We start from the raw sequence: 12,318 nt of genomic DNA on the forward strand, positions 1-12,318 counted from the left end.
TGCCGATCGATCCCTCCCACTCAAAATAGTTCCATCGTTCGGAATGCAAGTTTTCACGATTGGAGGACTGGCATTGCGAACGGTGGAACTAATTACATACAACTACCAAAGCAATTGAAAATTAGGAGAAAATCAAATGTCTTTATGGGCTGTGGAATCGACACCTGTGGAACTGCGAGCAAATGCTACAGAAGATGATTTGCAAACAGTGATTCGGGCTGTTTACAAACAAGTCTTGGGTAACGCACACTTGATGGAGTGCGATCGACTTACCAGTGCTGAATCGCTGTTACGCAATGGCGATATCACCGTTAAGGGTTTTGTGAACTTGGTCGCAAAATCGGATTTGTATCGATCGCTCTTTTTTGAGTCGAGTTCCCCCTATCGGTTTATCGAACTCAATTCTAAGCATTTGTTGGGCCGCGCCCCTGCCGATCAATCGGAAATTTCCGAACACGTTATCACTTATAACGAGCAAGGATACGACGCTGAAATTGATTCTTATCTCGATAGCAACGAGTACAATTCAAGTTTTGGCGAAAATACTGTTCCCAATGCCCGCAGCACTCGCAGCCAAGTTGGCAACAAAAATGTTGGTTTCAATCGGATGTTTGCTTTGTACCGCGGCGATGCTACCAGCGATGCCAGCAATAAGGCAAAATTGATTACCGATGTAGCGGCTAATCTCGGCACAAAAATCAAAGCTCCTGCTAGCGGTTTTGGTGCTTACAGCAATACTGGCAAGCGTTTTCGGATCTCGGCTGTCAAGGGTAGCGGCTCTCGGAGAAGGGTGAGCAATGTAACTTATGAAGTGGGTTACAGCCAGTTGTCTGAGAACATTCAGTACATCAATAAAAGTGGGGGCAAAATCCTCAGCATTACTGAGGTTGGTTAGAGGGATCGTTGGTCAGTAGTTATTGGTTATTGGTTATTGGTTATTGGTTATTGGTTGTGTTCAATAACTAATAACTAATAACTAATTACTGATAACTACTGACCAATTACAAATTACCAATAACTAATTTAAAATTACAAATTACCAATTAGCAGATGCAGTTAAGTGAATTTATCGATCGTTCAATTGGCAAATGGCGATCGCAGCGCAGCGCTCATCATTTAGCATTCAGTCACTTTGAGGAAGTTCGTTCTAGAATTGACATTGTAGCGCTGAATGCCGACGATGCAGAAGTAGTTGAGCTTTGTCGATCGTACAATATCGATCCTGCTGACGCTGCTCATCCTTTTCGGATGAGTTGGGAGGGGGAGTCGGATTGGGACGAAAAAGAGGTACTAGAAGGCAGTTGCGTGCTCGTACCCGTGCCAAATCCCGAAAATCCGTCCGAGGGGAAACTGCTGCGCGATCGCGGGTATGCTGAGACAGTGCCTGCTGTTGGCCGCTACCAGTTGACAGAGGACGGAACTTTTATTTTAATTACAGAGTACGATCGAGCCGCTGCAGAAGAGCGCATCTGGTTCGGTAGTCCCAATTTGCGCTTCCGCGTCTCCCTAATCAAAACAAGCGACGGCGCAGGCGTTACCACCGCTTCTTTTTCATCAGAAATCCGCTGTTTGTCCGCTAATTAGTCATTAGTCATTAGTCATTAGTCATTAGTCATTAGTTGTTAGTTGTTAGTTGTTAGTTGTTAGTTGTTAGTTGTTAGTTGTTAGTCAGTGGTCATTAGTCATTAGTCATTAGTCATTAGTGGTTGACAATTACCGATTACGAATTACCAACTACGTTGATTCACGACTCGGAAGTCACAAATACAGCAATAGCTGTTTTTTCCTTCTGCCTTCTGCCTTCTGGTTTTTTCTATTCTGCCTCCTTCCTTCCTTCTTCCTTCTGCCTGATGACGTTGTACGGAAATCTCGGAGGCGACAGCAAAACATGACTGATGACTGATGACTAATGACTAATGACTAATGACTAATGACTAATGACTAATGACTAATGACTAATGACTTCTTCCTTCTTCCGACGGACTTACATCCGTTACATCCCGTACATTGCTCGTTGCCGAACTTCCTTCTTCCTTTTACCCAATGACAAGTGAACTTATCGCCCTAGCTAACTTGATGGCCGGGCATTTCAGCAACCAAAAGCAATCAATTGCAAATCCGCAAAATTACGCTCACATTCGGGTTTTGTTTCGGCCTTTACCCTTTGAGTTTTTTGGCGGCATTGGTTTTTATTCCGAACAAGTTTATGACTACGATGTGTGGAATCCTTACCGTCAAGGAATTCACCGACTTGTCGAACAAGAAGATCAAATTTATATAGAAAATTACGGCCTAAAAGATGGTATGCTTTATGCAGGTGCAGGACGAGAATTAGATATTTTGATGACGATTACGCCGGATAGTATTGAACGCCGCTATAACTGTTCAATGGTATTTAAGAGAGATGGCGAAATATTTCGAGGAAGCGTAGAACCCGGGCAGAAGTGTTTGATCAATCGCAAGGGATGCGAGACTTATTTAGTGAGTGATGTGGAATTAACAGAGCATACTTGGACAAGTTTAGACCGAGGAATGGATGTTAATACTGGCGAGCAAGTTTGGGGCTCGACTGAAGGGCCTTTGCTGTTTGATAAAGTCGAAAGTTTTGCCAGTGAAGTGCCTGCAGTCACTTTGGTAATATGAGGAAATTTGAATGTTTAAAATATTATGCTACCGCCCTTAGCTAGAAAAAAAATGGAGTGCTGGATTCGGAGCCGGCATTTGATTTGTTCGGGAAATTTTTTTATATTTGAAACTCTAGAATATCCTACTATTGAAAATTTTGGGGAGTGCATTGAGAGTTTGGGCGGAACTTTTATTTGCGTTCACCCGATTAATAAAGTTTGGATTGGCAATCACCGAAAAGTTCTTCTATATCAAGCTAAGGCGAGTTTGCACACTCCTCAGCACGAGCTCAAGCAATACTGGATTAAATACGGCAGTTTTTATACTAGGTTTGATGAACGCTGTTAAATAAAAATCGGCGATTGAAATTAGATAATTTTTAGGCTTGTTTTCTCAAATATGATGTAAGGTGCGTCGCCCTGAGATTGTTAATTGGATGTATGAATTTTTGATGGCGACGCACCTTACAAATACTACAAATCTTTGAATATGTAAGAATTATTCAGTCGGACATGATATGGCTGATGACTAATGAGTGATTAGTTGTTGCTGTTGAATGATTTGCTGCAAATCTGCGGGTGCGACGCAGCGGCGTTCTGAGCTGTAAGTCATAAGATTGATGCCGTTCATCATGCGTACTGTGCTGACGCGCACGCGGAAATCGTCAGTGATAAACCAGCAGCGTTCTTGACCTTGGTTTTTTTCATATTCGGTGTCGATTGTCAATACTCCATCGGTTGCAAAATTGTATCTCCCGATAACTGGTATTCCTTCTACATAGCCTTGGTTGCGGAGAAATTTTCCTGATTGGGGATTGTTTTGATCGGGAATATCTACTAGAATTGCTGCGTAATTTGGGTTTGGTTCTGTGTCTTGTGCGTCGAGGGTTGTCTGCCACATGAATATAGCTCCACCGACGGCTAGTGCTGGATTTACTGCTTGCTTTTCGCAAATTTCTTGAATTTTGGGGTGGTTTTTTTCCATGATTTGAATGATGAGATTTGATTCGCCTGACTCGTCTGCTACTGCGTCGAAGTGATGGACTGAACGCTGCGAAAACCAGGTTCCTTCGCTTTTGCGAAAGAAGTCCATCATTGTCATCGGCGGTTTGATTTTCATGGTGTTTGTGACCTCTGCTGATTTTTTGGCAATGCGGTTTTCTCGATTTTACTCAATTTGAGAATGTTTGATTGTAAAGTTTAGTAATTCCAGCAGCCAAAAAGAAGATAACTGCTGGCTTGTGCTTCTAACCGACATTCAGTAAATGATTCGCAATTGAAAATTAAAAATCAAAAATCGAAAATAGTGTGAGGGATGTCGGGAGGGGTTCTGGTCAAGGTATAATCAGTTGGATTGAGGTATTTTTTTTAAAGAAATGGTTAATTTAACGATCGATCGCACAAATTTTGATTCGGAGAGTTTACTGGCTGCTGTGAAGTCGGGACAGAGTTTGGCGGGGGTTGATTTGAGCGGGGTTGATTTGTACGATCGCGATTTGAGCGGTGCTAAGCTTAACGGTGCTAACCTCGCGGGTGCTAGTTTGATTGGTGTTAATCTGCAGGGTGCTGATTTGAGCGGTGCTAATCTGGTTGAGGCGGACTTGCGGGGTGCTAATTTGCAGGGGGCGATTTTGCAGTCGGCTGCTTTGCAAAACAGTTGTTTGTGCAGGGCTTCTTTGCAGAATGCTAATCTGAGCGAGGCTGATTTGAGCGGCTCGAAATTGCAAGTTGCTATCTATGATTCGCTGACAGTTTGGCCGTCGGGTTTTAGATTCAAAAATTGTGGCGCTGTGGGGCCTGGAGCTATTTTGACTGGGGCTTTTTTAAATACAGCTAATTTGCGGTTTGTGGATTTGAGGGGTGCTAATTTGTTGGGCGCTTATTTGAGCGGGGCTGATTTGACTGGTGCTAATCTGCAAGGTGTGGGTTTGAGCGGTGCTAATTTGCGGAGGGCTTTTTTGACTGGTGCTTGCTTGCGGGATGCGCGGTTAAATGGTGCGGAATTGCAGGGTGTTGATTTTCGAGCTGCTGATTTGACTAATGCTAGTTTCGATCACGTTACTAGCATTGAAGGTGCGGATTTTACTGGGGTTCGCGGACTTGATGAAGGGGTGAGGGCGATGCTTTGTCACCGGAGTTCGGCGGAGTTGGATAGTTGGAATTCTTTGACTAGAACTACTACTCGCGAAAGTTTGAATTGCGAGGGTGTTTGATTGTTTGATATTTTTTTGAGAATAGTAGCCGATCGCAATTAACGCTGAAATCAGGATCGATCGCCAAAACTCGGTTTTCTTAATAAAAAATCGGGTTTTTTTGATTTGGCATTAATCGCAAAATTTGGTAGCCCTGGCCCCCAATGACACTCGCCATTGAGATCGTGTTGGACGAGCAATCGCTGTCGGCGACAAAAATTATTTAGACAAAAAACTTGACATCAACCGGTAATCGAAAGTAAAAATAAATAACAGCAATAATAAATATGAGGCTTTATGTTTGATTCGCGCATCGGCGATCGGCAAGTATGGCATTGATAAGTTGCTATCCCCTACAACAATTTTGGCTAAAATACATCCGGTAAAATACGGAGACTCTATGATTTTTTGGCAATCTAAAATCTAAAATCTAAAATCTAAAATGGCAACAGCTATTCTCGACCTAGAAATATCCAAACTCCCGCCAGAAATTGCGGTTGAGGAGCGTTACAGCAAAGCCTTGGTTTTAATTAGACTGCACGGAAAGCCGATCGCGAGCGCTCAACTTTCGGTAGTCGGAGGTCGCATTGAGGGCTCTCAATTGCGGGAAACACTGATGGATGCTGCGGGGGATAACCTTTGGAAAAATTGGCTCTACGACGTTCTCGAATGGGATGAGCGGGGGGCGATGGAGGCATTGCCGATCGCCACAGTAGCAGTTTGCACGCGCGATCGACCGGAAGATTTGCAGCGCTGTCTGGAAGCGTTCATGCAGCTCCCAGACGACGGTCAGGAATACTTAGTAATTGACAATTGTCCGGCTACCGACGCTAGCAGGGAACTGGTCAAAAATTACCCAAAAGTGCGCTATGTGCGCGAAGACCTACCGGGCTCCAGCGCTGCCCGCAACCGAGCTTTACGCGAAGCTAAACACGAATTCGTAGCGTTTACAGATGACGATGCAGCCCCCGATCCGAACTGGCTGCGATCGCTCTTGGGGAATTTTAGCGATCCGCGAGTGATGTGCGTTACGGGGCTCATCATGCCCTTGGAGCTCGAAACCGAAGCGCAAGAATGGTTCGAGCGCTACAGCCCCCACGGGCGGGGCTTTGAACGCCGAATTTTTGACGGGGCGCAGTGCAATCCTCTGGTTGTCAATCTTGTGGGGGTTTCGGCGAGCATGGCTTTGCGGAAAAGCTCGATCGACTTTATTGGCTTGTTTGACGAAGCTTTGGGGGCGGGAACGCCCACAGTAGGCGGCGAAGACTGCGAACTGTTTGCGCGGATCTTGCGATCGGGCTACTGCATCGTCTACGAGCCGAGAGCTTTGAGCTGGCACCGCCACCGGCGCACTTGGGAAGAATTGCAAAAAACGCTGCACGGCTACGGCATCGGAGTCTATGCTTTCTGGACGCGGATGTTTGTCATCAACCAAGAATTCAGCGTGCCTCTATTAGCTTGGGGATGGCTGTGGTACAAACAAATTCCTGAATTAGTTGCTTCTTGGCGAAAGCAGCCGGAGTCGATTCCGAGGGATTTGCTGTTAGCTCAGTTGCGGGGCTGTGTCCGGGGGCCGATGGCTTATTTTGCTTCTCGGAAGCAGTTACAAGCAGTTAAGGAAGAAGTCAGTAGTCATTAGTTAGTAGTCAGTAGTCATTAGCCGGAGGGAAGAAGTCGGAGGGAAGAGTGTTTAAAATTACCAATTACCAATCATTTTTATTCGGAACACGGAAGTCACCCATACACGGAAAACTGTTTTTTTATCTTTCTTCTTTCTTATTCCTTCTGAATAACAACTAACAACTAACAACCAACAACTAACAACTAACAACTAACAACTAATGCCCAATTACCAATTCCCAATATGAATAGAGAAAATCTAACAGTTAGCGTAATTATTCCGACTCACAATCGAAGTGGTTCGCTGCGGCGGGCTCTCGATGCTTTGCACTCGCAGACTTATCCGCTCGACCTCATGGAAGTTATTGTAGTTGCAGATAGCTGCATTGACGATACTTTGGCAATGCTGCAAGACTACAAAGCTCCGTTTAAATTGCAGCTTGTTGAGGTAAATTGCCGGAGTGCTTCGATCGCTCGCAATACGGGATCTGCTTCGGCTAGCGGGCAGTTGCTGCTGTTTCTGGACGATGATATTGAAGCGCTGCCGCTTTTGGTGGAAAGCCACGTTCGCACTCACCAAGAACGTCCGGGCTGTGCTGTCATGGGCCCTTATCCGCCAAAGTTGCAGGGAGGAACTAGGTTTTTTGATGTGGAAGTGCGGGCTTGGTGGGAGGAAAAGTTTTACCAGATGGGCCGCCCGGATCACCGCTTTGGATACCAAGATTTGCTCAGTGGCAATCTTTCTCTGGATGCAGAGTTGTTTGCTAGTCTCGATGGCTTTGATTCGGCTTTTGGGAACTGCGGCGGGGAAGATTACGAGTTTGGGGTGCGGTTGCTGAAAGCTGATGTATCTTTTGCGATCGCGGCTGATGCAGTGGGCTATCATTACGAACATGAAACTAACAATCTCGATCGCTCTTTTGGCCGTGCTCGTCAGGAAGGGCGATCGGATGTTTTGATCGGTCAGAGACACCCGGAACTTAGACCGATATTGAAGATCAAATATTACGAAGTTCCTGATTCTTTGACAGACAAGATTTTGGTGGCGATCGCGTTTTTATGGGTGCAAGCTGTGGATTTGCTGGCCCTGGGGCTGAGGAAATCGCTGGATTTGGTCGAAAGCTTGCGGATGCGGGGAACTTGGCGGTGGCTGCGGGGAAACTTGCTGGGTTATTGGTACTTCCGGGGTGTGATGGATGAGTTGAAAAGTCGATCGGGAATTTCGAGTTTTATGCAATCCGGCGCGGCCCGCGCTGATTTGAGCGATCGCGAAATTGAAATTGATTTGCAGCAAGGTTGGGAAGCTGCAGAACGAGCGATCGATGCTGCGCGGCCCGATGGCATTTATCTCCGTTACGGCGAACTGCCGGTCGGCCACGTCACTCCCGAAGTCGGTCGGGAGCACCTGCGGGGCGTCCACCTGCGCCGGATTCTGGCAACTTCTATGTCGGATGAATTGCTAGCTGCGATCGCGGTTAACGGTATGCCCAAAAGTGCCGTAACGGATCTCGAAAACTCTCTAATTACTTTGGAAAATAATAATTATGAGCTAGTAGTTAAATGATTTTTCACTCGTTTTTACTGATGACTGATGACTAATGACTAATAACCAATAACTAATGACCAGTAACCAATGACCAGTAACCAATGACTAATGACTAATGACCACTATTTTTAGGAGCAATTTATGGCAATAAAACTACTGAAAATCGAATTTTCAGAACCGATAAATCCGATTCGAGGACTTGATAAATACGAAAGAATTCGGATTTTGGTGCGCTACCGGGGAGTGCCTCTAGAATGGGTAGAAATATCTAACTATCCTTGGCTGGCAATTATTCCGGCAGATCGGGTACGATCGACAATTGTCGCTCAAATCGGCAAAAAATTGACTAAAGCAATTCTTGCAGAGCAGTTGGGGCTACAAACAGAGCCAAATCATCCGCTGCCGCCGATTAGTGTGGTCATCTGCACGCGCGATCGCACCGACTTGCTCAAAGGGGCTCTGGAAGCAATTATGGCGATCGACTATCCCGATCGCGAAATTATCGTGATAGACAACGCTCCTGCCAACACCAGCACCGCTGAATTAGTCGCGCGATTCCCTGTACGCTACGTCAAGGAAGAACGGCCAGGATTGGACTGGGCGCGCAATCGGGGCATCGCTGAAGCGGCCCACGAGATTGTGGCTTTTACTGACGACGACGTGCGGCCTGATGCAGGTTGGCTGCGGGGGATGGCTGCAGGTTTTGCTGACCCGGAAATTATGGCAGTCAGCGGTTTAGTCGCGCCGGCGGAACTGGAAACAGAGGCTCAAATTCAATTTGAATTCGGCTACGGGGGAATGTTGCAAGCTCTCCACCGTTTTAAAGTTGATGGTAGCAAGCTCTCGGTGCGGGAGTTGCTGTGGGCTACGGCTTACGGGGTTGGGGCTAATATGGCTTTTCGGCGGCAGGTGTTCGCGGATGTTGGGACTTTTGACCCGGCTTTGGATGTGGGGACTCCGACTCGGGGGGGTGGGGATATTGAGATGTTTCACCGGATTTTGGCGAAGGGATACTCGACTTTCTACGAGCCGAGAGCTTTTGTTTGGCACTTGCACCGACGCAGTGGCGAGGCTTTGAGCAAGCAGTTAAGGGATAACGGGCGCAGTTTTGGGGCTTATTTGCTGACGTGCGATCGCAACCGCACAGTCAGCCGCCTTGCCATTTTTCAGTTGGCGGTGTCTGAGTGGCTCGGCCGCTGGATGCTGCGTCGATTGATCCTTCCCCAGCGGTTTCCCCGCAAGTTGGTTGTCAGCGAGTTGCTGGGAGCTCTGCAAAGTCCTTTTACTTACAGGGAAGCGCAGTTGCAAGCTCAACACTTGGCGGCTCTGGCGGGCCCCCAATTGCAGGAAGTTGAACAACCCGTGATTGCTGGGGGTGTGCAGTGAGAAATCCGGTTAAACTAATGGACGGGCGCAAAATTGCTCATTTTTTCGATTTGCTGTGGGAGTTGGTCAATCGCGATCTGAAATTGCTTTACAAGCGATCGACTCTGGGGATTGCTTGGACTTTGATCAATCCGCTGTTGCAGTTGGCTGTTTTTTCCTTTGTATTTCGATCGGTAATTCCGATGAATATTCCGAAGTTTTCTTCCTTTGCTTTCAGCGGTTTGTTAATCTGGAGTTGGTCTCAAACCGCATTATTTCAAGCAACGGGATTGATTACCAATAATAAAGCGCTAATCAGACAGCCGAATTTCCCCACGGCAATTTTGCCGGTAGTCACGACAATGACGGGGCTAATTCACTTTATGTTAGCTTTGCCAGTGTTAATTCTCTTTCTGGCAATTGATGGCGTTCAGCCTGGTTTAGTGCTGTTGTTGTTGCCGCTGGTGATGCTTATTCAGTTTGTTTTGACAATCAGTTTGGCTTATCCCCTCGCCGCTTTGAATGTCACTTTTCGCGATACTCAGTACACTTTGGGCGTAGTTTTGCAGATGGTTTTTTACCTGACTCCGATTTTCTACGACATCAATAGCGTCCCGAAACAGTTTCAGCCTTTTTATCAGTTAAATCCAATGGTGCCACTGCTGGGAGCTTACCGCGCCATACTGCTAAAAGGTACGCAGCCGGATTGGCTGGCGCTGTTAATTGTTAGTTTGGTTGTGGCTGCTCTTTTGCCGATAGGACTCGGAATTTTTAGAAGGCAAAGCACTACTTTTGTGGAGGAATTGTAAATGCGTCAAGCTATTGTTGTCAAGGGTTTGGGGAAACGTTTCAACCGCTACTCTGCCGATCGACCTTATACGATTATGGCGGCCGCTTTGTCTGGTTTGAAGCAAATGAAACCGCAGGCTAGTTTTTGGGCGCTACGGGATATTAATTTTACTGTTGCTCCGGGGGAAATGCTGGGAATTATTGGCCATAATGGCGCAGGAAAATCGACGCTGCTGCAACTTGTCGGCGGGATTGGCCACGCTGAAGAAGGAACCATTGAAATTAATGGCAGAATTGGCGGTTTGTTGGATTTGGGTGCGGGTTTTCACTCGGATTTGACGGGGAGAGAAAATGTGTTTGTGGGTGCGGTGGTAGCCGGCTTGACTCGCCGGGAAACGGCGCGCAGGTTTGATGATATTGTTGCATTTGCCGAATTACAAAAGTTTATTGATAGCCCGATACGGACTTACAGTACGGGGATGCAAATGCGGCTGGCTTTTTCTGTGGCGGTGCATACCGATCCAGATGTGCTGTTAGTTGATGAACATTTGTCGGTTGGTGATGTGGCTTTTCAAACTAAATGTTTGAACAGAATCACGGAGTTTAAGAATCAAGGATGTGCGATTGTTTTAATTTCTCACAACGCAACGCAAATTGAGAAAATGTGCGATCGGGCTTTGTGGCTGAAAGCAGGTCAAATCGTGGCTTACGGGGAGGCGGAAGTGATAGTCGGTCAGTATTTGTCGGAAATGCGATCGGAAAGTCAAAAGCCAGCTCCCATGCGTCTTCCTGAATTTACAAGTAAGGGCTCGCAACAGCGAGTTAATGATAATCGATTCGGTTCTTTGGAAGTAGAAATTACTGAGGTCAAATTGTTTCCTGCTGAGGAAATAAACAGCGGTGATCCTATTACTATAGAAATTAGTTACACGGCTTCTAAATCGATTGATGCTGCTATTTTTGGGGTGACAATCAGTCGGGAAGACGGTCAAATTTGTTTTGAGACTAATACTAATCAAATGGGGCGGTTGATTCCGCTGGCTGCAGGTAAATGCACAATCCGGCTGCACGCAGACAGGCTGGATTTAGGAAATGGTCAATATTACGTCAATGCAGGGGTTTACGAGAAGAGTTTGGCCTATGCTTACGACTATCACTGGCACCTTTATCCGCTGTACGTGCGATCGACTGTACAGCAAAAAACCATTCTATGTCCGCCCTACCACTGGGAATTTGACGGCAAAATGCAGGAGCTGAATTTGCCCGAAACAGCCGATAGAGTTCACGATTTTAATCAAAACAATCCAGAGGAAGCCCAGATTTCGACTCAGTTGAAAAATCAGCAATCACCTAATTTTTTAATTATTGGCGCTCAAAAGTGCGGCACAAAAGCTTTGGGCGGTTATCTGGAAAATCACTTGCAAACTATTACAGAAGGTGCTAAAAAAATTCAGTTTTTTGATTTGAATTTTGAGCTGGGCGTTGATTGGTATAGCAAGCAGTTGACTCGCAGCGTAGCTGATGAAAAGGTGTTGCTGTGGGAGAGGAATAGTTACTATATTTATCATCCGTTGGTGGCCGAACGGGTTTACAAGTGTTTCCCGGATGTTAAGCTGATTGTAATGCTGCGAAACCCGGTAAAACGAGCGTGGATGCACTATCATTTAGAAGTGGCGCTCGGCTGTGAAAAGCTGGATTTTGAAAAGGCGATCGCCTCTGAGGGCGATCGGCTAAAAGGTGAAATTGAAAAAATTCAAGCCGATGAAAGTTATTACAGTTTCAACCACCAACATTATTCCTACTTGTCGCGCGGCATCTATGTAGAACAAATCAAGAATTGGCTTGATTATTTTCCCAAGGAACAGTTACTAATTCTCAAAAGCGAAAATTTTTACGCAAATACAGGCAAAGTTTTTTCCGAAGTGTTAAATTTCTTAAATTTCGGCACCAGCGCCATTAAAGAATATGAGATTAATCATGTCGAGGATTACAGCCAAATGCCTGCGGAAATAGAACAAGAATTAACCAATTATTTCAAGCCTTACAATCAGGAAATTTCGGATTTGTTAAAAGAAGATTTTACTTGGAGTTAGGAAACAAGTTTTGTAATTGCTCAACCCCCTTGACAAGAAGACGAGATAGACATTAGATAGAGAAATGGAAAAACTCCCCGACTTAAAGC

The 12,318-nt window shown here is 45.9% G+C and carries 11 protein-coding genes; 10 read left to right on the forward strand and 1 reads right to left on the reverse strand.

Annotation, left to right across the window (positions count from 1 at the left end):
* Positions 1-136 precede the first annotated feature (136 nt).
* The 4 genes from QUA01_RS17010 (at position 137) to QUA01_RS17025 (ending at position 2,973) form a co-directional block, all read left to right on the forward strand.
* Positions 137-895 carry a phycobilisome rod-core linker polypeptide gene (locus tag QUA01_RS17010; RefSeq protein ID WP_333091147.1) on the forward strand — a complete coding sequence of 253 codons (759 nt, stop codon included), beginning with the start codon at positions 137-139 and terminating at the stop codon, positions 893-895.
* A gap of 155 nt (positions 896-1,050) precedes the next feature.
* Complete coding sequence (locus QUA01_RS17015) at positions 1,051-1,584, forward strand: phycobiliprotein lyase (protein WP_333091149.1); 534 nt, start codon at positions 1,051-1,053, stop codon at positions 1,582-1,584.
* A 459-nt stretch (positions 1,585-2,043) separates the two neighbouring features.
* Positions 2,044-2,643, forward strand: a complete 600-nt coding sequence (locus tag QUA01_RS17020; protein ID WP_333091150.1) for a chromophore lyase CpcT/CpeT — start codon at positions 2,044-2,046, stop codon at positions 2,641-2,643.
* Between the two features lie 24 nt (positions 2,644-2,667).
* Positions 2,668-2,973 carry a CpeR family transcriptional regulator gene (locus tag QUA01_RS17025; RefSeq protein ID WP_333091151.1) on the forward strand — a complete coding sequence of 102 codons (306 nt, stop codon included), beginning with the start codon at positions 2,668-2,670 and terminating at the stop codon, positions 2,971-2,973.
* A gap of 180 nt (positions 2,974-3,153) precedes the next feature.
* Here the strand turns inward: QUA01_RS17025 and QUA01_RS17030 are convergent, their stop codons facing one another.
* Positions 3,154-3,744, reverse strand: coding sequence for a phycobiliprotein lyase (locus tag QUA01_RS17030; protein WP_333091153.1), 591 nt, complete (start codon positions 3,742-3,744; stop codon positions 3,154-3,156).
* Positions 3,745-4,000: 256 nt separating this feature from the next.
* On the opposite strand from QUA01_RS17030, the gene QUA01_RS17035 reads away from it, so the two are divergent.
* From QUA01_RS17035 to QUA01_RS17060, 6 genes are all read left to right on the forward strand, one after another.
* Positions 4,001-4,837 carry a pentapeptide repeat-containing protein gene (locus QUA01_RS17035; RefSeq protein WP_333091155.1) on the forward strand — a complete coding sequence of 279 codons (837 nt, stop codon included), beginning with the start codon at positions 4,001-4,003 and terminating at the stop codon, positions 4,835-4,837.
* A gap of 421 nt (positions 4,838-5,258) precedes the next feature.
* Positions 5,259-6,455 (forward strand): glycosyltransferase, encoded by a 1,197-nt coding sequence (locus QUA01_RS17040; RefSeq protein WP_333091158.1) that lies wholly within the window; start codon positions 5,259-5,261, stop codon positions 6,453-6,455.
* A 225-nt stretch (positions 6,456-6,680) separates the two neighbouring features.
* Entirely contained in the window at positions 6,681-8,000 is a 1,320-nt protein-coding gene (locus tag QUA01_RS17045) for a glycosyltransferase (RefSeq protein ID WP_333091159.1), read from the forward strand.
* A gap of 123 nt (positions 8,001-8,123) precedes the next feature.
* On the forward strand, positions 8,124-9,368 hold the full coding sequence (locus QUA01_RS17050) for a glycosyltransferase (RefSeq protein WP_333091162.1): 1,245 nt from the start codon (positions 8,124-8,126) through the stop codon (positions 9,366-9,368).
* A 17-nt stretch (positions 9,369-9,385) separates the two neighbouring features.
* Positions 9,386-10,156, forward strand: coding sequence for an ABC transporter permease (locus tag QUA01_RS17055; protein WP_333091163.1), 771 nt, complete (start codon positions 9,386-9,388; stop codon positions 10,154-10,156).
* Positions 10,157-12,229 (forward strand): Wzt carbohydrate-binding domain-containing protein, encoded by a 2,073-nt coding sequence (locus QUA01_RS17060; protein ID WP_333091164.1) that lies wholly within the window; start codon positions 10,157-10,159, stop codon positions 12,227-12,229.
* The last annotated feature ends 89 nt before the right edge of the window (positions 12,230-12,318 follow it).

Origin of the sequence: Microcoleus sp. S36a_B3, assembly GCF_036700745.1 — a bacterium.
GTDB lineage: Bacteria > Cyanobacteriota > Cyanobacteriia > Cyanobacteriales > Microcoleaceae > Microcoleus.